This is a genomic window from Streptomyces sp. NPDC055815 (genome assembly GCF_053616475.1).
The window spans coordinates 49,836-73,082 of record NZ_JBSHDU010000032.1; the positions used below are offsets into that span (position 1 = coordinate 49,836).

Consider the following 23,247-nt stretch of genomic DNA (forward strand, 5'->3'; position numbering starts at 1 on the left):
GTCCCCCCCCATCGACCCCCTCACGGAGGACTCCGACATGCCGACCACCGGCATCTCCCGCATCTCCCGCCGCACCGTGCTCGCCGCCGCCGGTGCCACCGCGGCCGTCGCCGCCACCGGGCTCGCCGCCGCCCCCGCCTCCCAGGCCGCCGTCACCGCCCCGACGCTCCCGAACGGCACCAGCAAGGACAAGGTGCTGTTCGTCGGCATGGACGGCCTGCGGTACGACCGGATCGACGCCGCCAAGGCCCCCACCCTCAAGTCCCTGATGGCGAACGGCACCTACGGCCGCTCCCTGCTCTACGCCAACCCGATGGCCGCCACCTCCTCCGGCCCCGGCTGGTCGACCATCTCCACGGGCGTCTGGCCCGACAAGCACGGCGTGAAGGACAACACCTTCACCGGCAAGAACTACGGCCGCTACCCCGGCTTCCTGGCCCGCCTCAACCAGATCCGCCCCGAGCTCTCGCTGTTCGCCGCCGTCGACTGGCCCGAGCTCGACACCCACGGCACCGTCACCCCCGGCGCCGACGCCAAGCTCGTCTACAACAACGACTACGCCGTCAACGACCTCCTCATCACCGACATCACCGAGGACGTCCTGCGCAACCAGAACCCCGACGTCCTCTTCGTCTACTTCGGCGAGACCGACGAGATCGGCCACAGCTACGGCGCCGCCAGCCAGAAGTACCTCGACGCCATCGACGTCCAGGACGGCTACCTCGGCCGGCTCCTCGCGGCGATCCAGGCCCGCCCCTCGTACGCCACCGAGCGCTGGACCGTCATCGTCGCCACCGACCACGGCCACACCGACGCCGGCGGCCACGGCGGCTCCGCCATCGAGGAGCGGCGCACCTTCGTCCTCGCCCAGGGCCCCGGCATCGCCGCCGGCGCCCGCCCCATCGACACCCGCCTCGTCGACGTCGCCGCCACCGTCTTCCAGCAGCTCGGCATCGTCCCGGACCCCTCCTGGGGCCTCGACGGCAAGCCGATCCAGCAGCGGTCCACCGACCCCTTCGACGCCCTCTACCCGTCCCTCTCCGGCCGCGTCGACGAGACCGGCATCCCCAACGGGATCCTCGGCTTCACGCACACCGCGCCCAGCGGCTGGTCCGTCATCAACAACGCCATGGGCACCGGCGGCATGACCGAGTGGCGCGGCTGGTCCTTCGCCACGGACGAGTTCTGGTCCCGTACCCAGCGCGACCAGTCCCGCGAGCTCAACGTCCGCGCCCGGGGCGTGTTCGCCGTCGCCGACTCCGACGAGTGGGCCGACAAGTCCTTCTCCGGTACGTACGACTCGACCCTGGTCACGCCCGCGTACGCCGTCTCCGGCGCGAGCACCGTCACCCTCGACTTCACGACCTTCTACCGCCAGGAGGCGCCGCAGACCGCCCAGATCCTGGTGAGCTTCAACGGCGGCACCCCCACCCTCGTCAAGAGCTACACCTCCGACGTCATCTCCCAGCCCCAGTCCCTCGGCGTCGCCGTCCCGGCCGGCGCCTCCAGCGTGAGCTTCCGCTTCCGCTACACCGGGTCCAACAACTGGTACTGGACGATCGACGGGGTGAAGATCAGCACATCCTGACTACCCTGGGGGCGTCGCCACAGCGCTGTCGCGGCGCCCCCAGTACACCGCACGTTTTGTACGGCAGGAGTCCCGCACCCATGGCAGAGCGCAAGCCGATCGAATCCTGGCTGACCGACATGGACGGCGTCCTCATCCACGAGGGCGTGCCGATCCCCGGCGCCGACGCGTTCATCAAGAAGCTGCGGGAGACCGGGAAGCCCTTCCTGGTCCTCACCAACAACTCGATCTACACCGCCCGCGACCTGCACGCCCGACTCGCCCGCATGGGCCTCGAAGTCCCCGTCGAGAACATCTGGACCTCGGCCCTCGCCACCGCCAAGTTCCTCGACGACCAGCGCCCGGGCGGCACCGCGTACGTCATCGGCGAGGCCGGTCTCACCACCGCGCTCCACGACATCGGCTACGTCCTCACCGACCACGACCCCGACTACGTGGTGCTCGGCGAGACCCGTACGTACTCCTTCGAGGCCATGACCAAGGCCGTCCGCCTCATCAACGCCGGCGCCCGCTTCATCTGCACCAACCCCGACGAGACGGGCCCGTCCCTGGAGGGCCCGCTGCCCGCCACGGGCTCGGTGGCGGCCCTGATCACCAAGGCGACGGGCAAGGAGCCGTACTTCGCGGGCAAGCCGAACCCGCTCATGATGCGCACCGGCCTCAACGCGATCGGCGCCCACTCCGAGTCCAGCGCCATGATCGGCGACCGGATGGACACCGACATCCTCGCCGGTCTCGAGGCGGGCATGCAGACCTTCCTGGTGCTGACCGGTCTGACCACGCAGGCGGAGATCGACCGCTTCCCGTTCCGCCCGTCGAAGATCGTCCAGTCGATCGCGGACATCGTCGACCGCGTCTGACGGCCCCCGCGCCGTCCCCTGCGGATGCGAGAAGCGGCGATCCGGGTGACCCTGCCAGTACCAGGAGGTCACGATGCGTTCAGGTCCCATTGCTCTCCGTGCCGCAGGGGCGGCCGTGGTGCTCGTACTGGCACAGGCGGCCGGCGGCGCGTACGCCCACGACGGGGTGAAGGCCACCGTCACCCCGTCCACCGCCTCACCCGGCGCCGACGTCGACGTCCGCGTCCAGGGCTGCAAGGGCACGACCGGCGCCGCCACGTCCACGGCGTTCGTCGCCGACGCGGAGCTGACCGGACGGGACGGCGGCGGCAACCCGCTGTTCGGCGACACGACCCTCCGCTCGGGCCTCCAGGACGGTACGTACAAGGTCAGCGTGACCTGCGACGGCCACGACCACCGGGACGTCGGCACCGTGCGGATCCAGCACCACCAGGAGCCCACCCACCGGCCCACGCACCACGCCACCCCCGTGGCCCCGGTCCGCGCCGGCGGGGGAGGCACCGCCGCCTTCGCCGCGCCCGTGGCCCCCGGCGTCGCCCAGACGACCTCCGAGAGCGGCCTCGGCACCCCGTACACCCTGCTCGGCCTCGGCATGGCCGCGATCGCCGCCGTGGCGGTCGCCTTCCGCAGCTCCTCCCGCCGCCGCACCGGCACCGGCGGCGACGGCGGGTGACCGTGCCGTCCGGAACCCGCCCGGCGGGCACCGGGCGACTCGTCACCGGCGTGGCCTGGGCGGTCCTGCTGTCCGGGCTCTGGCTCTGGGGCCGCGAGGCCACCGAAGGACCCGGCGGCAGCTCCGCGCCCACCACCGGCGACATCGCCGCGGTCGGCCGCCCCCTCGGCGAGCCGCTGCCCCCGGCCCGCGCGCCGCTGCCGCCCCTCGAACCCCGGCGGATCGACATCCCCTCCCTGGGCATCAGCGCGCCCGTCGTGGCGCGCGGCCTGGACGCCACGGGCGCCATCGACCCGCCGCCCTTCTCGATGCCGCACACCGTCGGCTGGTTCGGTTCCGGCATCCGGCCGGGCGCGGCGGGCGCGGCCCTCCTCGTCGGCCACGTCGACACCGAGACCCGCCGGGCCGTCTTCTACGGCCTGAGCGCGGCCCGCCCCGGCGCGAAGGTCCGCATCACCCGGACGGACGGATCGGTCGCCGAGTTCACCGTCGACGACGTCCAGGTCTTCCCGCGGGACGACTTCGACGCGCGCAGGGTCTACGGGGCCCGCGACCCCCGGCGCGCCGAGCTGCGCCTGATCACCTGCGGCGGCACCTTCGACCGGGCGGCGGGGACGTACACGGCGAACGTGGTGGTGTCGGCGTACCTGACGGGCAAGGGCTGAGCGATCCGGTCGACCCGGGCGACCGGGCGCCCGGGCGGTCGACGAGCGGCGCGGGTGGCCGGCGAGCGGCGCGGGTGGCCGAACCGGGCCGCGGCCGGCGGGGCGCGTCCCGGGCCGCCGCCGACCGGGCCGGTCCTCGACCGCGGGGCTCACGGGCCGCGGGAGGAGCCCGGTGCCGCCGCGGGAGGTCGGGGTTCCGCACACTGTAGAGGCCCTGCCCTCGCCCGGCCCAGGGATACGGCGTAACTGGCCGACGACGCACGGTAGTTGGAGCAGAAAGCCCGGAGAAAGACCAAGGCCCCTCACCGATGGTGAGGGGCCTTGGCTCTGCGTGCGCCGCCAGGGACTCGAACCCCGGACCCGCTGATTAAGAGTCAGCTGCTCTAACCAACTGAGCTAGCGGCGCCTGCTGACAAAGAGAACTCTACCTGACGTGAGGGGGTGCTCCTGACCAATACCGGTCGCCTCCGGCCTGTCGGATGGTCGTATCAGGCCTTCGATCCGTCAAAATGCGATTTGTCCAGACAGTTGAGACACTGACGCCCGAAACAAGGGCCAAAAAGATCTTGACGAGTGTGGAGGGGAATCGCATGAGCGTGCCGGTCTTCGAGGAGTTCGAACCCGCGGCCGACTGCGGCTGCCCGGGCTGCGCCCGGCAGCGGCGCGACCTCGCCCTGGGCCTGCCCGTCCGCGCGGGCGGCCACCCGGCGGCGCACGGCGCCCGCCGCGCGCTGGTCCTGGTGACGGCGGCGGGCGTGGTCCTGGGCGGGGGAGGGGCGGGGGTGGCGACGGCCTTCACGGGGCCGGGTCCGCAGACGCCGGGGGAGGGGGCGGCGGCGGGCGGGACGGCGGCGGGCGGGGCGCCTGCGAGCGGGGCCGTGGCGGACGGGGTCCCGGCGGACGGGGTCCTGGCGGACGGGGAGGTCTCGGCGGTTCCTGTGGGCGCGGCGCCCGCGGACGTGGACGTCTCGGGGGCCCTCCCGGCGGACGCGGGGCCGATGGACGGGAAGGTCTCGGCGGTGCTCCCGGCGGACGCGGGTCCCGCGGTCCTGCGCGGGCCGGCGGCGCCCGGGTCCCCCGACACGTCCTGGCCGCGGGCCGACACCCCGCAGGGCGGACGGGGGCCGCTCCACGGCGGCGCGCCGGGACCGGGCTCGGCACCGGCCCCCGACGCCGTCCCGACGACCAGTCAGATCTCGACGGAGTCGCTGCGGCGGACGACCCGCGCGGAGATCATCAACCGCGCCAAGACATGGGTCTCGGCACAGGTCCCGTACTCGATGGAGAGGTACTGGGCGGACGGCTACCGCCAGGACTGCTCCGGCTACATCTCGATGGCCTGGAACCTGCGCAGCAACGAGTGGACCGGCAGCCTCGACCGCTTCGCCGAACGGATCGACCGCACGGAGCTCCAGCCCGGCGACATGCTGCTGTTCCACAACCCGGCGAACCCGACGCGCGGCTCGCACGTCACGATCTTCGGCGGGTGGACGGACTACACGCACACCTCCTACATCGCGTACGAGCAGACGAAGCCGCGCACGCGGAAGCAGGCGACGCCGATGGCGTACTGGGAGAACTCCGACCGGTACGTGGCCTACCGCTACAAGGGCGTGGTGAGCGGCGGCACCGGCGGCGGGCCGGAGCCCACGGAGGCGGCGCCGTACCCGGGGGCGGGGAAGTTCGGCCCGGGCGCGAACAACGCGTACGTCACCCAGCTCGGGAAGCTCCTCGTCGAGCGCGGCGGCAAGACCTTCTACAGCCAGGGGCCCGGTCCGCGGTGGGGCGAGGCGGACCGCAGGGCGACCCAGGCGTTCCAGCTCGCGCAGGGCTGGAAGGGCAAGGAGGCGGACGGCCTTCCCGGCCCGCAGACCTGGCGGCTCCTCGTGACCGGCGGGGGCAAGAACATCGGCGGTTCGAGTGGTTCGGCCGGTCCGAGCACGAATGCGACGGGGTTTCCCGGGCGTGGCTACTTCCGTCCGGGGCAATCCAACGCGTATGTGGAGAAGCTGGGCAAACAACTGGTGAAGCGGGGCTTCGGCAAGCACTACCTGTCGGGACCCGGTCCGCGCTGGACGGAGGCGGACCGCCGCAACGTCGAGGCGTTCCAGCGGGCACAGGGCTGGCGCGGCGCAGCGGCCGACGGCTACCCGGGCCCGGAGACCTGGCGGCGCTTGTTCCGATGACCCCGAGAGCATGAGGTGGACCCGAATGACGGCATCGACCCCGAACCCCGCGGACTCCGGCGCGGCGGCCTCGCGTGACGCGGCCCGCACGGCCAGACGCCTGACGGACGGCACCCTCCCCCGCACGTCCCCACCGACCCCGGAACCGACCGGTCCCGTACCCGGTGGGCCCGGGGGAGCGGTGTCCGGTACGAAGCGGGTGACCCGGGCGGGGGTCGCGCCGGGCACGCCGGGGGTGCCCACGGCCGGTTCCGCGCCGGGTACGGCACCGGCGGTGTCGGGGTCCGGTACGGCACCGGTGCCCCCAGGGTGCGCGACGGCGGGTGGGCCGGGGGTGGCCCGGGATGCGTCTGCCGGTCCCGCAGCGGGTGAGGCGCCGGTGAGCCCGACGGGGGCTCGCGCGGGTGTGCCGGGGGCGGCCCCGGTGGTGTCCGGGTCCGGGACTGCCTCCGCCGGCCCTGCGGGGGCCACGCTGACCCCGGCGGGTGCGTCCGGGGCGGCCCCGGTGGTGTCCGGGTCCGGGTCTGCTTCTGCCGGCCCCGCGGCCGGTACGGCGCCGTTGGCCCCGACCGGGGCCCCGGCGGGTGCGTCCGGGCTGGCCCCGGTGGTGTCCGGTCCCGGGACTGCTTCCGCCGGCCCCGCGGCCGGTACGGCGCCGGTGTCCCCGGCCGGGGCTCGCGCGGGTGTGCCGGGGGTGGCCCCCGTGGGGCCCGGGTCCGGGACTGCCTCCGCCGGCCCCGCGGCCGTTACGGCACCTCTGACCCCGGCAGGGGCTCGCGCCGGTGTGCCCGGGGCGGCCCCGGACGGGACCGCCTCCGCCTCCGCCGGCCCCGCGGCCGGTGCGGCACCCGTCGCCCCGGCGGTGTCCCCGTCCCGCGTGGCCGGGGCCGCCTCCGTGCCGGTCGCCCCGGTGGGGGCTGTGTCGGGTGGGCCCGCATCCGGTTCGCCCGCCGCCTCGGCGGAGTCCCGTGCCGGTGCGGTGCCGGGTGGTTCCGATACCGACGCCCACGCCCCCCGCGGTGACGGCGCGCTCGACTTCCAGCGGATCCGCGGCGCGCAGGTCGCCTCCGTCGCGGTGCCCGTCGCCGGTGTCGTGCGGGTCGCGCGGCGGAAGAACGTGATCGGGGCCGAGACCACCGGCTCCATCCCCGTGCACCTGCTCTTCCGGGACGAGCCCGGGAGCCCCGTCGCGGCGGACGAGGGCGACGGGGGGCCCGACACCATCGCCATGGCCGCGCCCACCCCGCCGCCCCCGGCGTCCGCCCGCCGGGCCGCCATCCCCGCCCCGTCCAAGGTCCAGGCCCCGGACAGGCCCGACGGGCAGTCCGCGGGCGGGTCGACGTCCACGGCGCAGCCGAAGGCGCGGTCCACGAAGCGACCCGAGCTCAAGCCCACGTCCGCCTCCCGTCCCGCCCCCACCGCCGATCCCGCCCTCGTCGAGCGGCCAGGACCGGTGCTGCCGGGCTGGGTCGGCGTGGCCGTCGGGGCGCTGGCGCTCGCCTGGTGCGCGGTGGTCGTGTGGTGGGCCGGCGCGGTGCCCGCCGAGGCGGCGCGGATGCTGCGGCTGCCGGCCCGCCCGTACCACGGCATTCATCTCGGACTGTGGGCCCTCCTGGCCCTCGGCGTGGTGCTCGCCCTCTTCTCGCTGGGCGGTCTCGGCCGCGGCCGGGTCGGCTACGCCTATGTGCTGACCCTGTTCGGCGACTACCGCGGGACGATCCGCCGTACGGGCCTGCTGTGGGTCAGCCCGCTGCTGCTGCGCCGCCGGGTGGACGTCCGGCTGCGGCACTGGCGCAGTGAGCCGCTGTCGGCGGTGGACGCGAAGGGCACCGCGCTGGACGTGACCGTCCTGGTGGTGTGGCGGGTGCGGGACACGGTCCGGGCCTCGCTGGGGGTCGACGGGCACGAGGACTATCTGCGGGAGCAGGTGGAGGCGGCGATGGCCCGGGTGCTGTCGCAGCTGCCGGCGGACGCGTTCCACGAGGACGCGCCGACGCTGCGGGACGCGGAGGCGGTCGGCGAGGCCCTGACGCGGATGCTGTCGGCGGAGTGCGCCCCGGTCGGCGTGGACGTGTTCTCGGCGCAGCCGACGCGCATCGAGTACGCGCCGGAGGTGGCGGCGGCGATGCGTCGGCGCCGGATCGCGGCGATCGACGCGAAGCACCGGGACAGCGTCCTGACCTCGGTGGTGGACGCGGTGGACGACGTGGTCCACCGGCTGACCAGTCGTGGTCTGGTGGAGCTGGACGACTACGAGCGCAAGGCGCTGGTCAAGGACCTGACGGTGGCGTTCTACACGGGCAGGACGGGCCCGGTGGAGGGTGCGTGACGGGGATGGACATGTCCAACGTCCGTCCCTACCTTGATAGTTGGTCCAGACCAAAACGCACGTGAAGCAGCACCCCGTACGCGCGCGCACGGCCCCAAGGAACTCCCCACGTTCTCCAGGAGCGACAGCATGCGCAACAAGGCACTCGGGGCGGCGATGGTGGCTCTCGGCATCGCCGGGGCCACCGTCCTCGCCACCGGCACCGCCGGCAGTCACGGCTACACCGACTCGCCGATCAGCCGTCAGAAGCTCTGTGCCAACCGCACCGTGAGCAACTGCGGCGACATCCAGTGGGAGCCGCAGTCGGTCGAGGGGCTCAAGGGCTTCCCGGCCGCGGGCCCCGCCGACGGGAAGATCTGCGCGGGCGGGAACTCCCGCTTCGCGCAGCTCGACGACCCCCGTGGCGGCGCCTGGCCGACGACTCGGCTGGTGTCCGGGCAGAGCTACACCTTCCGGTGGCAGTTCACCGCCCGCCACGCCACCACGGACTTCCGCTACTACATCACCAAGAACGGCTGGACCGGGTCCAAGGCGCTGACCCGGGCGGACCTCGACCCCCAGCCGTTCCTGACCGTCCCCTACAACAACCAGCAGCCGCCGTCCACGCTCTCGCACTCCGGGACGGTCCCGGCGGGCAAGACGGGCCGGCACCTGATCCTGGCGGTGTGGACGATCGCGGACACCGCGAACGCCTTCTACGCCTGCTCGGACGTCTCGTTCTGACGGTCCGGTCCTGACCGTCCGGTCCTGAGGGTCCGGTCCTGGCGGTTCAGTTCTGATGGGCCGTCAGTTACAGTCCGGCCCATGAGGAGCGCGGACACCGTCGCGGAGCTCGTACGGCGCCAGTGGGGCGACCACCGGACCGGCCTGAGGGACGAGCACCACACCCTCACCCACCACCAGGTCGCCGCCGGCGCCGCCGCGCGGGCCGCACTGCTCGTGGACCTGATGCCACCCGTGCCGGGGGGCGAGCCGCACCTCGGCATCCTGCTCGACAACACGCCGGAGTACCCGCTCTGGCTCAGCGCGGCGGCCCTCGCGGGGGCCGCCGTCGCCGGGATCAACCCCACCCGGCGCGGCGCCGAACTCGCCCGCGACATCCGGCACACCGCATGCCGGGTCCTGGTCACCCAGCGCGCCCACCTGCCGCTCCTGGACGGGCTCGCGCTCCCGGGCGTACGGATCCTGGTCACCGACACCGAGGCGTACGGGGAGCTCCTCGCCCCGTACGAGGGCGCCCGGCCGGGGGACGCCACCCTCGGTCCCGTACGGCCCGACAGCCGCTTCCTGCTCTCCTTCACGTCCGGTTCGACGGGCGCGCCGAAGGCGGCCCTGTGCAGCCAGGGGCGCCTCGCGGCGGCGGGCGCGTCGCTCGTCTCCCACTTCGGTGTCGGCCGGGACGACGTCCACTACATCTGCATGCCGATGTTCCACGGGAACGCCGTGATCGCCGACTGGGCGCCGGCGCTGGTGGCCGGGGCGGGGGTGGCGCTGCGGGCCCGCTTCTCGGCCTCCCGCTTCCTCCCCGACGTACGCCGCTTCGGCGCCACCTACTTCACCTATGTCGGCCGGGCCGTCCAGTACGTCCTCGCCACCCCGCCCGGGCCCGAGGACCGCGCGCACCGGCTGCGGCTCGGTTTCGGCACGGAGGCGGGGGCGGTGGACGCGGCCCGCTTCCGGGAACGCTTCGGGGTCCCGCTGGTGGAGGGGTACGGCTCCTCGGAGGGCGGGGCGGCGATCCAGCGGACCCCGGACACGCCGACGGGCGCGATAGGCCGGGCGGCACCGGGAGACGACCTGGCGGTCATCTCCTCCGAGACGGGGGAGGAGTGCCCGCCGGCCCGCTTCTCGCCCACCGGGCGGCTCCTCAACGCGACCGAGGCGGTCGGCGAACTGGTCAACCGGGGCCGGTCGCCCTTCGAGGGCTACTGGCGGAACCCGGAGGCGGAGGCGGCGCGGCTGCGCGGCGGCTGGTACTGGACGGGGGACCTGTTCTACCGGGACGCGGACGGGTTCCTGTACTTCGCGGGCCGTACGGACGACCGGCTGCGGGTCGACAGCGAGAACCTGGCGGCGGCGATGATCGAACACATCCTGGCGCGCTGGGAGCGGGTGGCGGGGGTCGCGGTCTACGCGGTACCGGACCCGGTGGCGGGGGACCAGGTGATGGCGGCGCTGGCCCTCCGGGAGGGGGAGGTGTTCGAGCCGTCGGCCTTCGCGGCGTTCCTGTCGGCGCAGCCGGACCTGGGGACGAAGATGCCGCCGCGCTTCGTCCGGGTGATGCGGGAGCTGCCGCTCACGGCCACGAACAAGATCCACCGCGTGGCGCTCCGGCGGGAGGCCTTCGACTGCGGGGATCCGGTGTGGTGGCGGGCGGGGGCGGGCCGGGGTTACGAACCCCTGACCCCGTCGCAAACGGCCGCGCTCCACGCCACGTACACCCACCACGGCCGCGCCTTGCGATAACCAGGACGGTACCCACCCCAGACCTCGCCCCCGCGCCCGGAGCTGGCCCGCGCCCGCCGGGGCCTGCGCCCCGCGCCGTACGGGCCCGCGCTCGGGCGGGCGGTGCCCCGATCCCGTGTCGCACCCGCGCTCGGGCGGGCGGCGCCCCGGCCCACCGCCGTGTGGGCAATCGTCCCGCTGGGGCGATGGGGGTCCCCCCTGCTCGAGCGAAGCCGAGAGCTTGGGGGAGGGTGGGCACACGGGACGGCGCGCCCAGCGGCGCCTCCGCGTTCCGAGCCTGGACCCGCACCACGAGCGTGCCGTCACCAGGGGTGCGGGTTCAGGCGCGGGAGCCTCTGGCGCCGGCAAGGGCGCCGTCCGTTGTGCCCACCCGTTCCGCCCCGGCGGAACGCATGCCCACAACGGGGGTGGGCACCGCCCGGCCGGGCGCGGGCCCGCGGCGGGCCCCGGTAGGGACAGCACTACCCCCGGCGCGCCCAGTAGGGCCCTGGTACCGCCCCCGCCTCCGCCCTACCGTTGGCCCCCATGGACCCCCACACCCCCTGGCAGGCCCTCACCCGCCCCCGTTTCACGTTCGGGACCTGGCCCTGGCGGGCCGTCGGGTATCTCGCGACCGGTGGGGTCCTCGGGGCCGCGGCCGGGGTCGTGTTCCTGGTGCTCGGGGTGTTCTCGCTCTTCCTCGTCGGCCTGCCGCTGCTCCTGCTCTCCGGCATCGCCCTCGGCCGGATCGAGCGCCTCCGGACGAGGATCGTCGACCTCGACCCGCTCCCCGACCCGCACCGCCTCCCTGCCGCCCCCGGCCTCGCCGCCTGGTTCCGGATCCGGGTGGCGGAGCAGGCGACCTGGCGGGAGTTCGCGTACGCCCTGCTGCTCGCCACCGTCCTGTGGCCGCTCGACCTCCTCGCCCTCGCCGTCGGCATCGGCCTGCCGGTCGCGCTCCTCAGCGCCCCCTTCCAGCTGGCCGTGGACGGCCACGAGGCCAAGGTCGTCAAGGCGTACCTGGTGACCTCCTATCCGGAGGCCCTCGCCACCGCCCTCCTCGGCGCCGTCCTCCTCCTCGCCCTCGCCTACCCGCTCGCCGCCGTCGCCGGTGCCCGCGCCGCCCTGGCAAGGGCCCTGCTCACTCCGCGGGAGAGCGAGCTGCAGGACGGCATCGGCGAGGTCATCGCCTCCCGGGCCCGCCTCGTCGACGCCTTCGAGGCCGAGCGGCGCCGCATCGAGCGGGACCTCCATGACGGGGCCCAGCAGCGCCTCGTCGCCCTCACCATGACCCTGGGCCTGGCCCGCCTCGACGCCCCGCCGGGCGGCCCGCTGGCCGAGCAGTTGGCGAAGGCGCACGCGGAGGCGGGGCAGGCGCTCACCGAGCTGCGGGAGCTGATCCACGGCATCCACCCCCAGGTCCTCGCCGACTACGGCCTCGGCCCGGCCCTCGCCGACGCCGCCGACCGCTCCGCCGTCCCCGTCGACATCGACATCGACATGGACGGCGACGCCGACGCGCTGCCCCGGCTTCCCCGCGCCGTGGAGAGCGCCGCGTACTTCGCCGGCTGCGAGGCCCTCGCCAACATCGGCAAGCACAGCGGGGCCCGCCGTGCGCGACTCACCGCCCGGCACAGGAACGGCGTCCTGCGGCTCGACGTCGAGGACGACGGGCGCGGCGGCGCCGACCCGGCCCGCGGTTCGGGCCTCACCGGACTCGCCGACCGGATCGCCGTCCTCGATGGCACACTGACGATCATGAGCCCGCCGGGCGGGCCGACCCTCCTGCGAGTGGAGATCCCGTGTCCCGCACTGTCCGAAAGCTCCGCGTCGTCCTCGCCGAGGACAGCGTCCTCCTCCGGGAAGGGCTGATCGGCCTCCTCGCTCGCTTCGGGCACGAGGTCGTCGCCGCCGTCGGTGACGCGGACGCCCTGCGCGGGGCGGTCGCCGCCCACGACCCGGACGTCGTCGTGACGGACGTGCGGATGCCGCCCGGTTTCCAGGACGAGGGCCTGCGCGCGGCGGTCGCGCTGCGCGCCGAGCGGCCGGCCCTGCCGGTCCTGGTCCTCAGCCAGTACGTGCAGCGCAGCTACGCCGCCGATCTCCTCGACGCGGGCGACGGCACCGGGGTCGGCTATCTCCTGAAGGACCGGGTCGGGCAGGTGGAGGAGTTCGCGGACGCCCTGGCCCGGGTGGCGGACGGCGGCACGGTCGTCGATCCGGAGGTCGTCCGGCAGCTGCTGCGCCGGCACCGGGATCCCCTGGAGGCGCTGACCCCGCGCGAGCGGGAGGTCCTGGGCCTGGTCGCGGAGGGCCATTCCAACGGGGCGATCGCCCGCCGCCTCGTCGTGACCGAGGCCGCCGTCGGCAAGCACATCGGCAACATCCTGGCGAAGCTGGACCTGCCCCCGGCCGAGGACACCCACCGCCGGGTCCTCGCCGTCCTGACGTACCTGAGAGCATGAAGGGCATGCAAGAAGGCCCCCTCACCGAAGTGAGGGGGCCTTCCCTGTCTGTGCGCCGCCAGGGACTCGAACCCCGGACCCGCTGATTAAGAGTCAGCTGCTCTAACCAACTGAGCTAGCGGCGCCTGCTGACAGAGAAAATACTACCTGGTCCCGCGGGGTGCTCATGACCACCCCGCGGGACCAGGTCTCCGGTCGCCTCAGATCGCCAGCGAGAGCACCACCGGCGCGGCCCGGCGGTTCAGCGTGTCGGCCGCCGCGCGCAGCCGGTGGGCGTGCTCGATCGGCAGGGACAGCGCCAGGCAGCCCACGGCCGAGCCCGCCGTCAGCGGGACGGCCGCGCAGACCGTGCCCACCGCGTACTCCTGGAGGTCCAGGACGGGGACGGTGGCCGGCTGGCTGTCGAGCTTGGAGAAGAGGATCCGCTCACTGGTGATCGTCCGGGAGGTCAGCCGGGCGATCTTGTGCCGGGAGAGATGGTCCCGGCGGCCGTTCTGATCGAGCTGGGTGAGCAGGCACTTGCCGACCGCGCTGGCGTGCGCGGCCGAGCGGAAGTCCACCCACTCGTTGACCTTGGGTGTGCGCGGGCCGTCGGCGAACTGGGTGATCTTCACCTCGCCGTCGATGTGCCGGCTGATGTAGACCGCCGCGCCGACGGAGTCGCGTAGCTCGGTCAGGGTCTCCTGGAGCTTGGCCTCCAGGGCTTCGCGGCGGGTCAGGCCGGAGCCGAGGAGGACGAGGGAGTCCCCGATCACGTACGCGCCGTCGGCGACCTGCTCGACGTACCCCTCGCGGCGGAGCATGAGGAGCAGTGAGGACAGATGGGCGACGGGCAGGCCGGTCTCGCGCGCGATCTGGACGTCTGTCACTCCGCCACCGTGCCGTGAGACCGTCTCGAGGACGCGAAGGGCGTACTGCACCGAGTGGAACGGCGCGGTGGGCTCGGGCTTCAGCGCCACGGTTTCCCCCTACCAGGTTGTGACCGCAAGCTTTCGTACCACGATAGCCGCCAAGGACCGTTTACGGGGCGGCTGTTGGCGAGAATGATGCGGAGGTCCGGGCCTCTGGGCTGGGCTTCGCCACTCTGGCATATGCCCACGTCATGGGTGGTGCGCAGAGCCTCAGGTCAGGGGCGTGCGCCGGGGTGCCGGGCGTCGGTGTTCGGCCAATGGACGGGGGAGAAAATTTCGCCGCGCGGAGGGCGGAATAAGCGGAGACACCCTCCTGTTAGTCGATGGATGTATCTGTACGTGTGCCGAGGAGGGCTCCGACGGTGAGCGACGCTATTCGAGGAGAGGCACGGGGGACCGCGCCCGTACCGCTGTCCGTACTGGACCTGGTGACCGTCGGCAGCGGGCGGACCGCGACCCAGGCGCTCGCCACCAGCGTCGAGCTGAGCCGGCTCGCCGAGCGGCGCGGCTTCCACCGGCACTGGGTGGCCGAGCACCACTCCATGCCCGGGGTCGCCTCCTCCTCGCCGGCCGTGATCCTCGCCCACCTCGCGGCGCACACCCGCCGCATCCGGCTCGGCTCGGGCGGCGTGATGCTGCCCAACCACGCCCCGCTCGTCGTCGCCGAGCAGTTCGGCACCCTGGAGGCCCTCGCCCCGGGCCGCGTCGACCTCGGCCTCGGCCGCGCCCCCGGCACGGACGGCGCGACGGCCGCCGCCCTGCGCCGCAGCGACACCCTGAACGAGGGTGCGGACGACTTCCCGGAGCAGCTCGCCGAGCTGACCCGGTTCCTGGACGACGACTTCCCGGACGGGCATCCGTACGCCCGGATCCATGCCGTGCCCGGCCCGGTGCAGGGCCCGAAGGGGCGCCCGCCGATCTGGCTGCTCGGCTCCTCCGGCTTCAGCGCCCGCCTCGCGGGCCTGCTCGGGCTGCCCTTCGCCTTCGCCCATCACTTCTCGGCCAGGAACACGATCCCGGCGCTCGACCTCTACCGGGACTCGTTCCGGCCCTCGGGGGTCCTCGACGCCCCGTACGCGATGATCGGCGTCTCGGCCTTCGCCGCCGAGGAGGCGGCCGAGGCCCGCCGCCAGGTCCTCGCCGGCGCGCTCGCGATGCTGCGGCTGCGGACCGGGCGGCCCGGTCTGGTGCCGACGCCCGAGGAGGCGGAGGCGTACGGATTCAGCCCCGCCGAGCGGGAGTTCGTGGACGGCTGGCTCGCGAACATCGTCTACGGCACCCCGGACGAGGTCCGCACGGGCCTGGACGACCTGCGGAAGCGGACGGGCGCGGACGAGCTGATGATCACGGCCAACGGGCACGGCGGCGCGGAGCGGGTGCGGAGCTACGAGCTGATCGCCGACGCGTACGAGCTCCCGGATCTCGGGGATCTCCCTGAGGTTCCCGCGCTGTGAAACCCTGATGTCGAGGCCCGGTTGGTTCACTCCCCAACGAACCGCCGCCCTCCCCTAAGTGAACCTTAAACCGCTCGTCACCGATGGTGGCGAGCGGTTCCGTTTTGTGCTTCACGGCTCTGACAAGGGCTTTCCCCTTCAAATTGGTCTAGTCCTCAATCTGGTTCAGACCATTGACGCGCTGTTCATGCGGCGGATATCACTGCTCCAACTTCCGTACCGCCACCCCCACTCGGAGGCAGCACGTGCACCCCCGTAAGCCCTTGATCGCCGCGCTTCTCAGCTCGGCCCTCGCCGCCGGCGCCCTCGCCGCCACGGCCGGCCTCGGTTCCGCCCAGGCCGCCGAGACCGCCACGACCGCCTCCACGGGCGGCGTGAAGATCGCGTACTACGACCAGTGGAGCGTCTACGGGAACGCCTTCTACCCGAAGCACCTCGACGAGCGGGGGATCGCGGCGAACCTGGACGTCATCAACTACTCGTTCGGCAACATCCACCCCACCGACCTCACCTGTTTCGAGGCGAACAAGGCCGCGGGCGACGACAACAACCCCAACGCGGGTGACGGCGCGGGCGACTCGTACGCCGACTACCAGAAGTCCTTCTCGGCCGCGGACAGCGTCGACGGCGTCGCCGACAAGTGGGACCAGCCGATCGTGGGCGTCTTCAACCAGTTCAAGGAGCTGAAGGCGAAGCACCCCAACCTGAAGATCAACATCTCGCTGGGCGGCTGGACCTACTCCAAGTACTTCTCGGACGTGGCCAAGACCGACGCCGGCCGTCAGAAGTTCGTCGCCTCCTGCATCAAGCAGTACATCCAGGGCGACCTCCCGGTCGAGGGCGGCTACGGCGGCCCCGGCACCGCGGCCGGCATCTTCGACGGCATCGACATCGACTGGGAGTACCCGGGCTCGGACGGCGGCCACCTCGGCAACCACTACGCCCCCGAGGACAAGCAGAACTTCACGCTCCTGCTCGCCGAGTTCCGCAAGCAGCTCGACGCGTACGGCGCGGCCCACGGCGGCAAGAAGTACCTCCTGACCGCCGCGCTCCCGGCCGGCCAGGACAAGATCAAGAACATCGAGACGGACAAGATCGGCGCGTACCTCGACTACGCGAACATCATGACGTACGACATGCACGGCGCCTGGGACGGCGACGGGCCGACGTACCACCAGTCCCCGCTGAACTCCGGCACGAACGACCCGACCGACGTCATCAAGCCGGGCACCGAGAAGTACTCGATCGACAACGCCATCGACTCCTGGATCGACGGCAAGCCCGCCTACGGCATCACCGGCGGCTTCCCGGCGAACAAGCTGACCCTCGGCTACGAGTTCTACTACCGCGGCTGGAAGGGCGTCCCCGCCGGGACCACCAACGGCCTCGCGCAGACCGCCACCGGCGGCTCCAACGCCCGCCCGCTGAGCCAGGCGGCCGGCATCGCGTACTACAAGGAGCTCGGCGGCATCGTCGACAACGCGGCCACCACCTTCTGGGACGACCAGGCCAAGTCCGCGTACTTCTACAAGGACGGCGAGTTCTTCACCGGCCTGGACAAGCGCACCATCCAGGCCCGCGCCGACTACGCCCACCAGCGCGGTCTCGCCGGCGCGATGATGTACTCGCTCCTCGGCCTCGACGCCAACGCGACCCTCTTCAAGGACATCGTGACGGCGGTCGGTTCCTCCCCGACGAGCCCGACCACCCCGCCCACGACCCCGCCGACGACGGAGCCCACCACTCCGCCGACCACCACGCCGCCCACCACCCCGCCGACGACGCCGCCCACCGGCTGCACCGCCCCGGCGTACGTGGCCGGCACGGTCTACACCGGCGGCTCGGTCGTCTCCCACAAGGGCCACAAGTGGCTCGCCCAGTGGTGGACCCAGAACGAGGAGCCGGGCACGACCGGCGAGTGGGGCGTCTGGAAGGACCAGGGCGCCTGCTGATCCGGCCCGCTGAATGAACCACTGCCCCCGCCCGGAATGTCCCTCCGGCCGGGGGCAGTTCCATGCCCTTCCTGCGGGGCAGAACCCTTCATGCGCGGTCAGAGCCTTCCTGCGGGTCAGACCGGCAGCGGCTCCGTGCCGATCAGTTCGGCGATACGGTCCGGGGCCACCGCCCGCGAGTACAGCCAGCCCTGCCCGGTGTCGCAGCCGATCCGCCGCAGCCGGCTCGCCTGCCCGGCCGTCTCGACGCACTCGGCGGTCACGGTGAGGCCGAGCCGGTGCGCGAGGTGCACGAGCGCCTCGACGATCAGCTCGTCCGCCGGGTTGGCGTGCTCCTCGTCCTGGAAGCCGCGGACGAAGGAGCCGTCCAGCTTGAGGACGGAGACCGGCAGCCGGCTCAGATAGGCGAGGTTCGAGTAGCCGGTGCCGAAGTCGTCGATCGCGATCCGCACGCCCATGTCGCTCAGCGCCTGCAGCGCCTGGAGCGGCCGGCCGTTCGAGCCCATCACGGCGGACTCGGTCAGCTCCAGCTGGAGCAGGTGCGGCGCGAGACCGGTCTCCGCGAGGATGCCGGCCACGTCCGCGACCAGGTCGGAGTCCCAGACCTGACGGACCGCCACGTTGACGCTGACGAAGAGGGGGCGCTCCCGCGGATGGTCCTTCTGCCACTGCCGGGCCTGCCGGCAGGCGGTGTCGAGCACCCAGCGGCCCAGCTCCACGATGGAGCCGTCCTCCTCGGCGATCCCGATGAACCGATTCGGCGCGAGCGAGCCGAACTGCGGGTGGTTCCAGCGCACCAGCGCCTCCACCCCGCGCACCGCACCGTCGGCCAGGTCCACGAGCGGCTGGTACTCCAGGGCGAACTCCCCGCGCTCCACGGCCGGCCGCAGCGTGGAGGAGAGCGCCTGCCGGGTCATCCGGTGGGCGTTGCGCTCGGGGTCGAAGAGCGTCCAGCGGGCCTTGCCGTCCGCCTTCGCCCAGTACAGCGTGGTGTCCGCGGCCTGCATGAGGGCGGTCGCGGTCGTCCCGGGCGCCGCGCGCTCGACCACGCCGATGGAGGCGGAGACCGAGAGCCGCTGTCCGCCCAGGTCGAAGGGGCGCTGGAGGGCGTCGAGCACCGAGCGGGCCAGATCGGCCAGTTGCTCCGTGCCGGTGGAGTCCTCGACGAGGATCGCGAACTCGTCGCCGCCGAGCCGCGCCACGAGGTGGCCGCCGTTGCGGGTGTAGCCGTCGCTGTCCGCGCACTCCGTCAGACGGGTGGCGACGGCGGCCAGGAGCCGGTCGCCGACCCGGTGGCCGAGGGTGTCGTTGACCGCCTTGAAGCCGTCGAGGTCCAGGTAGCAGAGGCCGATCCGCCCTGTTCTGCCATAGCTGTACGACTCGTACGACTCATGTGATTCGTGTGACGGGACCACCGGTTCGGCGTGTGCGGCGTCCTGGGCGGCGGCCTCGAGGGCGCCGGAGAGGCGCTCGAAGAACAGCGCCCGGTTGGGCAGCCGGGTCACCGGGTCGTGCATCTGGAGGTGGCGCAGCCGGGCGTGGAGCTCGCGCCGGTCGCTGATGTCCGCGATGGACAGCAGGACGCGCCGGCTGTCGGGCACGGGGGCGACGGTGACCTCGGCCCACAGCGAGCGCCCGTCGGCGTGTTTGAGGCGGCGGGTGCAGCGGAAGCGGGATCGGCGGCCGCCGAGCACCTCGCGGTAGGCGTGCCAGGTGCGTCCGTCGGAGGCGAGGTCGACGAGGTCGGCCGCGGCCTGCTCCCGGAGCGCCGCGGGTTCGCTGCCGAGGAGGGTGCCGAAGGAGTCGTTGGCGAGGACGACGACGCCGTTCTCGTCGACGACGGCCATGGCGAGCTGGGCGACCAGGAACGCGGCGCGGCAGTCGCTGAGTTCGGCCGCCCGTCGCGTGAGGTGACGCTCCGTGAGTGCGGGCTCGGCCGCGTGTGTCTCCGCCGGCTCTGGGTGCACCGGTCCTTCGGGGGTTCCGCTCACCGCTCGCTCCCGTGTGCAGTCGGGCCGGTCACATGTGATCGGGATGGTCGGCCAAGGAAGAGTGAGCCGATCATAGAGCCAGCCGGAGGAGCGTTCCAGCTCCCAGGCCTCGGTGACGGGGCCCGGCGGCTGTGAGGCCGCCCACCGCACACCTCCGCCCGATCGTTTCTGCACGGGTCTGACACGGGCCGTCGGGGGCCTGACCGAATGTGACTTTCCGTGAGCTGAAGCGCGCCCGTGTCGCGTCGACCCGATGGCGGGCCCTCACCCGACCGGGGCAGCGGAAACATGCGAAACCCCGCGAACCATCACAAGGTGGGTGGGGTGTCCCGCATTCCCGATCCGGAGGTCCACGTGAGGGGTCAGCAGCCACCCGGGGGAGTGGAACGCCCGCGGCTGCGTGCCGGCGCGGCGGCCTTCACCTCGCTCGCCGCCCTGGCCGCGACCGGGCTCGTCGCCGGCCCTGCCGTCGGCGCGTCCTCGGCGAGTCCCTGCGTCCTGCCGCGTACCGCCGCCCATCACTCGCTCGGCCTCGACACCTGGAACGGCTCGTACACGCGCCCGAACCAGACCCTCGACGCGGTCATGATCTTCCTGTCGTTCCCGGACTCGGCCCCGCTCACCGAACCGGCGGAACTCGCCGCCGACCACTTCCCCGCCACGAGCGAGTTCTTCGACCGCGCCTCCTACGGGCGCTTCAGCCTGCGCCCGCACCCCCGGGCCGACTGGACGCCGATGCCGCACGAGTCGGCCGACTACGACATACGGCGTGACTGGGACGCCGGGAAGCGGGCCGCCTACCTCCGCGACGCGATCGCCGCCGCCGACAAGGACGTCGACTTCTCCCGGTACGACGTCGTCTACCTGGTCGCCGACCCGGACGCGCCCGGCGTGGACTCCGACGCGACCAAGGTCGTCAACCTGGAGCGCCCGCTGGAGGTCGACGGCACCGAGATCAAGCGCGTCGTCACGGTCTTCGAGCGCCACCCGCCCGACCGCAACGTCCTCGCCCACGAGACCGGCCACGTCTTCGACCTGCCCGACCTCTACCACCGCCCGGTGGACGGCAAGGGCGACTGGGACACCCATGTGGGCGACTGGGACGTCATGGGCAGCCAGTTCGGGCTCTCCCCGGACCTCTTCGGCTGGCACAAGTGGAAGCTCGGCTGGCTCTCCCGCGCCCAGGTGACCTGCGTCCAGGGCCCCGGCGCCCGGCTGGTCAGCCTGGAGCCGACCGACGCCCCGCCGACGGACGGCGGCACCCTCGGCACCCGGCTCGCCGTCGTCCGCACCGGCCCCGACAGCGTCCTCGCGATCGAGGCCCGCAGCGGTGCCGGGAACGACGCCGACACCTGCACCAAGGGCGTCCTCGTCTACCGGGTCCGCAACGGCGCGGCCTCCGGCGACGGCCCGGTCGAGGTCGTGGACGCGCACCCGCACACCGAGGCGTGCGCGGAGAACTCCGTCTACCCGCCGCTCGCGGACGCACCCGTGGGGGAGGGCGAGACCCTGACCGTGCCGGGGACGGGCGTCCGCGTGGAGGTCCTGGAGCGCACCGGGTCCGGCGTCTGGAACGTGAAGATCACCCCGCCGGGCAAGGGATGATCCGGAACACGAAGAAACCGGAACACGAAGAAGCCCCCCGCTTCCGCGAGGGGCTTCTTCCGTCTGTGCGCCGCCAGGGACTCGAACCCCGGACCCGCTGATTAAGAGTCAGCTGCTCTAACCAACTGAGCTAGCGGCGCCTGCTGACGTCGTAGACATTAGCATCCGGATCGGCGGGAGGAAAAATCGATACCCGCACGTCGGCGGCGGAGGCCGCCCGGACGGCCCGCACACAGGCCCAGAGCACGACCTCGGGACCGGGCAGCCACGGGTTCCGGGTGTCGGGGGCCACCAGCCAGCGGGGCCCGGCGGAGCCGGAGGGCACGAGCGGCGGCACGGTCACCGCGTCCCCGAGGCCGTGACAGAGCGGCCGGGGGACCGCGTCCCCCCATTCCTCCCAGTCGAGCAGGGCCGGCAGCCGCTGGGCCGTCCCCGGCGCGGCGAACAGCATCATCCGGCCCCGGTGCACCGCGACGGGCCCCGAACCCGGGCCCTCCTCCCACAGCCGGTCCAGCATCCGCCGCCCGAAGACCGGGTCCACGTTGACGACGTCGAAGACCGTTCCGCAGGGCAGCGCGGCGGGGGAGGCCGGCCGGGACTCCCAGCGGGTCAGCGCGGCGCCGTCGCGCCCCCCGGCGGCCGAGGCGAGCCAGGCGGCCCCGTCGGCGGTCACCCGGGCCGTCTGGTGCCGTCCCTCGTCGCCCTCCCGGAGGAACCGGAAGATGTCGTGCGGGGTCTCGTCGCGCAGCCAGGTCGTCATGGATCCAGGTCTACCGGGCGTGATGGAGCGATTGCCGAGTGTTCCCGGAATCCCGGACAGGAGAGGCGGCCGAGGAGTATCGTGCCCCCTCGGCATATGCCAGGGGGGCTTTTTCGGTCAGATGTACGTCTCCGAGCCAGGCGGGTACGCCTCCGAGCCGGGCCGCCAGGTCGACGGCGGCGCGGGGCTCAGTCCTCCGACGGGCGGCCGTTCGTACGGATCAGGTCCCGGCCGAACTCGATCATCTTCCGGGCGTAGTCCTCGGTCCACTCCGCCCGCTCGGCGACGTCCGCCGCCGTGAGCCGGTCGAACCGGCGCGGATCGGCCAGCTGAGCCGCCGCGATCGCCTGGAACTCGGTCGCCCGGTCCGTCGCCGCCCGGAACGCGAGCGTCAGCTCCGTCGCCCGGGACAGCAGCTCGCGCGGATCCTCTATCGACTCCAGGTCGAAGAAGTGCTCCGGATCGGCGGTCGCCTCGGCAGGCTCGAAGATCAGCGGTGCCGGCCGAAGCCGCCGCTGTGCGCTCCGCTCCGCGGGTTCCGCCATCGTTCTTCTCCTCCTCGCACAGGCACGGCCCGGAATCCCGGGCCGTCTTCCATTGTCTCGCGCCCCGCAAGAGCGCGAGACCTTCCCCGTACGCCCCCGGTGTCCCCCGAGCCCCGGTTTGACCGCGCCGGCCGCCGCTCTATGTCTGGCCGAGGCCGCGCAGCAGCAGGCGGAGGCCGTCGAAGAACTCCTGGTCGGGGCTGACCGTGGCGGCGGCCCGTGCCGTCTCCGCCAGGTGCGGGAACCGGTCCTCGGGCAGCGCCGCGATGGTCGCCGTGCCCTCCCCGGCGAGAGGCCCCAGGTGTTCGAGCTGGATCGCCCCGGTGATGTACCCGTGGAGCGCGCGCAGGGCGACGACCCGCCGCCCGCCGTCGATCCCCGCCTCGGTCAGGATGCCGAGCACCGTCTCCGACCAGCGCAGGCCCCCGGCCGCGTGGTGTCGGTGGGCGACGGTCAGCGGGATCGCCTCCGGGTGCCGGGCCATGGCCTCACGCAACCGCCCGGCCATGGTCTGGATCCGCTCCTGCCAGGGGGTGTCGGCGGCGGGCGGGGTGGTGTCGACGGAGCCCAGGACACGGTCGACCACGAGACCCTCCAGTTCTTCGCGGTCGCTCACATAGCGGTAGAGCCCCATGGGGCTCATGCCGAGCTCCTTGGCGACGGTGCGCATGGACAGGGCGGCGAGCCCGTCGCGGTCGATGACGGTGAGGGCCGCGGCGGCGAGTCGGTCCAGGGTGAGGGAGCGGGGGCGAGGCATGGCGGTTGACAGCGTACGCCCTACGCCTACGCTGTTAGGAGTACGGCGTACGCCTACGTGC

The 23,247-nt window shown here is 73.2% G+C and carries 18 protein-coding genes and 3 tRNA genes; 13 read left to right on the forward strand and 8 right to left on the reverse strand.

From position 1 onward, the window contains the following. Window positions 1-37 precede the first annotated feature (37 nt). The 4 genes from ACWGN5_RS21245 (at window position 38) to ACWGN5_RS21260 (ending at window position 3,786) form a co-directional block, all read left to right on the forward strand. Window positions 38-1,588 (forward strand): alkaline phosphatase family protein, encoded by a 1,551-nt coding sequence (locus tag ACWGN5_RS21245; protein ID WP_453517361.1) that lies wholly within the window; start codon window positions 38-40, stop codon window positions 1,586-1,588. An 80-nt stretch (window positions 1,589-1,668) separates the two neighbouring features. Beyond that, the gene (locus ACWGN5_RS21250) at window positions 1,669-2,448 is read left to right on the forward strand and encodes an HAD-IIA family hydrolase (protein WP_123452652.1); all 780 of its coding nucleotides are present in this window, start codon (window positions 1,669-1,671) and stop codon (window positions 2,446-2,448) included. 115 nt (window positions 2,449-2,563) lie between these two features. Beyond that, window positions 2,564-3,121, forward strand: a complete 558-nt coding sequence (locus ACWGN5_RS21255; RefSeq protein ID WP_453517364.1) for a hypothetical protein — start codon at window positions 2,564-2,566, stop codon at window positions 3,119-3,121. Beyond that, window positions 3,118-3,786, forward strand: a complete 669-nt coding sequence (locus ACWGN5_RS21260) for a class F sortase (protein ID WP_453517366.1) — start codon at window positions 3,118-3,120, stop codon at window positions 3,784-3,786. Before ACWGN5_RS21255 ends, ACWGN5_RS21260 begins: the two co-directional genes overlap by 4 nt. Before the next feature lie 332 nt (window positions 3,787-4,118). On the opposite strand, the gene ACWGN5_RS21265 is transcribed toward ACWGN5_RS21260, so the two are convergent. Then, window positions 4,119-4,192 (reverse strand) — tRNA-Lys (locus ACWGN5_RS21265). 184 nt (window positions 4,193-4,376) lie between these two features. On the opposite strand from ACWGN5_RS21265, the gene ACWGN5_RS21270 reads away from it, so the two are divergent. The 6 genes from ACWGN5_RS21270 to ACWGN5_RS21295 all read left to right on the forward strand — a co-directional run bounded on the left by ACWGN5_RS21270 (window position 4,377) and on the right by ACWGN5_RS21295 (window position 13,211). Further along, the gene (locus ACWGN5_RS21270; protein ID WP_453517368.1) at window positions 4,377-5,972 is read left to right on the forward strand and encodes a peptidoglycan-binding protein; all 1,596 of its coding nucleotides are present in this window, start codon (window positions 4,377-4,379) and stop codon (window positions 5,970-5,972) included. Window positions 5,973-6,756: 784 nt separating this feature from the next. Next, window positions 6,757-8,301 carry an SPFH domain-containing protein gene (locus ACWGN5_RS21275; RefSeq protein WP_453517370.1) on the forward strand — a complete coding sequence of 515 codons (1,545 nt, stop codon included), beginning with the start codon at window positions 6,757-6,759 and terminating at the stop codon, window positions 8,299-8,301. Between the two features lie 129 nt (window positions 8,302-8,430). Further along, window positions 8,431-9,024 (forward strand): lytic polysaccharide monooxygenase auxiliary activity family 9 protein, encoded by a 594-nt coding sequence (locus ACWGN5_RS21280; RefSeq protein ID WP_453517372.1) that lies wholly within the window; start codon window positions 8,431-8,433, stop codon window positions 9,022-9,024. 81 nt (window positions 9,025-9,105) lie between these two features. Next, window positions 9,106-10,767 carry a long-chain-fatty-acid--CoA ligase gene (locus ACWGN5_RS21285; protein WP_453517374.1) on the forward strand — a complete coding sequence of 554 codons (1,662 nt, stop codon included), beginning with the start codon at window positions 9,106-9,108 and terminating at the stop codon, window positions 10,765-10,767. Between the two features lie 525 nt (window positions 10,768-11,292). After that, complete coding sequence (locus ACWGN5_RS21290) at window positions 11,293-12,618, forward strand: sensor domain-containing protein (RefSeq protein WP_453517376.1); 1,326 nt, start codon at window positions 11,293-11,295, stop codon at window positions 12,616-12,618. Continuing rightward, window positions 12,549-13,211, forward strand: coding sequence for a response regulator (locus tag ACWGN5_RS21295; protein ID WP_453517378.1), 663 nt, complete (start codon window positions 12,549-12,551; stop codon window positions 13,209-13,211). Before ACWGN5_RS21290 ends, ACWGN5_RS21295 begins: the two co-directional genes overlap by 70 nt. A gap of 51 nt (window positions 13,212-13,262) precedes the next feature. Here the strand turns inward: ACWGN5_RS21295 and ACWGN5_RS21300 are convergent. Together ACWGN5_RS21300 and ACWGN5_RS21305 are read right to left on the reverse strand one after the other, a co-directional pair. After that, window positions 13,263-13,336: transfer RNA gene (locus tag ACWGN5_RS21300), tRNA-Lys, on the reverse strand. Between the two features lie 75 nt (window positions 13,337-13,411). Next, window positions 13,412-14,170: an IclR family transcriptional regulator gene (locus tag ACWGN5_RS21305; RefSeq protein ID WP_453517380.1), complete on the reverse strand. Its 759-nt coding sequence runs from the start codon at window positions 14,168-14,170 to the stop codon at window positions 13,412-13,414. Window positions 14,171-14,445: 275 nt separating this feature from the next. Between ACWGN5_RS21305 and ACWGN5_RS21310 the strand changes: the two genes are divergently transcribed. Both ACWGN5_RS21310 and ACWGN5_RS21315 read left to right on the forward strand, forming a co-directional pair. Beyond that, the gene (locus ACWGN5_RS21310) at window positions 14,446-15,576 is read left to right on the forward strand and encodes an LLM class flavin-dependent oxidoreductase (protein ID WP_453517383.1); all 1,131 of its coding nucleotides are present in this window, start codon (window positions 14,446-14,448) and stop codon (window positions 15,574-15,576) included. Between the two features lie 245 nt (window positions 15,577-15,821). Next, window positions 15,822-17,528, forward strand: a complete 1,707-nt coding sequence (locus tag ACWGN5_RS21315; RefSeq protein WP_453517386.1) for a glycosyl hydrolase family 18 protein — start codon at window positions 15,822-15,824, stop codon at window positions 17,526-17,528. A 116-nt stretch (window positions 17,529-17,644) separates the two neighbouring features. Here the strand turns inward: ACWGN5_RS21315 and ACWGN5_RS21320 are convergent, their stop codons facing one another. Next, window positions 17,645-19,519, reverse strand: a complete 1,875-nt coding sequence (locus ACWGN5_RS21320) for a putative bifunctional diguanylate cyclase/phosphodiesterase (RefSeq protein ID WP_453517387.1) — start codon at window positions 19,517-19,519, stop codon at window positions 17,645-17,647. A 354-nt stretch (window positions 19,520-19,873) separates the two neighbouring features. On the opposite strand from ACWGN5_RS21320, the gene ACWGN5_RS21325 reads away from it, so the two are divergent. Beyond that, the gene (locus tag ACWGN5_RS21325) at window positions 19,874-21,124 is read left to right on the forward strand and encodes a M6 family metalloprotease domain-containing protein (protein ID WP_453517450.1); all 1,251 of its coding nucleotides are present in this window, start codon (window positions 19,874-19,876) and stop codon (window positions 21,122-21,124) included. A gap of 66 nt (window positions 21,125-21,190) precedes the next feature. Here ACWGN5_RS21325 and ACWGN5_RS21330 read toward each other — a convergent pair. The 4 genes from ACWGN5_RS21330 to ACWGN5_RS21345 form a co-directional block, all read right to left on the reverse strand. After that, window positions 21,191-21,264: transfer RNA gene (locus ACWGN5_RS21330), tRNA-Lys, on the reverse strand. Then, a complete protein-coding gene (locus tag ACWGN5_RS21335; protein ID WP_453517389.1) occupies window positions 21,255-21,884 on the reverse strand; it encodes a hypothetical protein in 630 nt (209 codons plus the stop codon). The genes ACWGN5_RS21330 and ACWGN5_RS21335 overlap by 10 nt, the downstream gene beginning before the upstream one ends. 188 nt (window positions 21,885-22,072) lie before the next feature. Continuing rightward, window positions 22,073-22,429 (reverse strand): hypothetical protein, encoded by a 357-nt coding sequence (locus tag ACWGN5_RS21340; RefSeq protein ID WP_369144412.1) that lies wholly within the window; start codon window positions 22,427-22,429, stop codon window positions 22,073-22,075. Between the two features lie 139 nt (window positions 22,430-22,568). Further along, entirely contained in the window at window positions 22,569-23,186 is a 618-nt protein-coding gene (locus ACWGN5_RS21345) for a TetR/AcrR family transcriptional regulator (protein ID WP_453517392.1), read from the reverse strand. Between the last annotated feature and the right edge of the window lie 61 nt (window positions 23,187-23,247).

What these genes read in the sequence shown, in the direction of transcription:
- ACWGN5_RS21290 (WP_453517376.1), top strand. Translation starts at nt 11,293, where the DNA reads ATGGACCCCCACACCCCCTGGCAGGCCCTCACCCGCCCCCGTTTCACG.
- ACWGN5_RS21280 (WP_453517372.1), top strand. Translation starts at nt 8,431, where the DNA reads ATGCGCAACAAGGCACTCGGGGCGGCGATGGTGGCTCTCGGCATCGCC.
- ACWGN5_RS21310 (WP_453517383.1), top strand. Translation starts at nt 14,446, where the DNA reads ATGGATGTATCTGTACGTGTGCCGAGGAGGGCTCCGACGGTGAGCGAC.
- ACWGN5_RS21270 (WP_453517368.1), top strand. Translation starts at nt 4,377, where the DNA reads ATGAGCGTGCCGGTCTTCGAGGAGTTCGAACCCGCGGCCGACTGCGGC.
- ACWGN5_RS21340 (WP_369144412.1), bottom strand. Translation starts at nt 22,429, where the DNA reads ATGGCGGAACCCGCGGAGCGGAGCGCACAGCGGCGGCTTCGGCCGGCA.
- ACWGN5_RS21285 (WP_453517374.1), top strand. Translation starts at nt 9,106, where the DNA reads ATGAGGAGCGCGGACACCGTCGCGGAGCTCGTACGGCGCCAGTGGGGC.
- ACWGN5_RS21250 (WP_123452652.1), top strand. Translation starts at nt 1,669, where the DNA reads ATGGCAGAGCGCAAGCCGATCGAATCCTGGCTGACCGACATGGACGGC.
- ACWGN5_RS21345 (WP_453517392.1), bottom strand. Translation starts at nt 23,186, where the DNA reads ATGCCTCGCCCCCGCTCCCTCACCCTGGACCGACTCGCCGCCGCGGCC.
- ACWGN5_RS21335 (WP_453517389.1), bottom strand. Translation starts at nt 21,884, where the DNA reads ATGACGACCTGGCTGCGCGACGAGACCCCGCACGACATCTTCCGGTTC.
- ACWGN5_RS21245 (WP_453517361.1), top strand. Translation starts at nt 38, where the DNA reads ATGCCGACCACCGGCATCTCCCGCATCTCCCGCCGCACCGTGCTCGCC.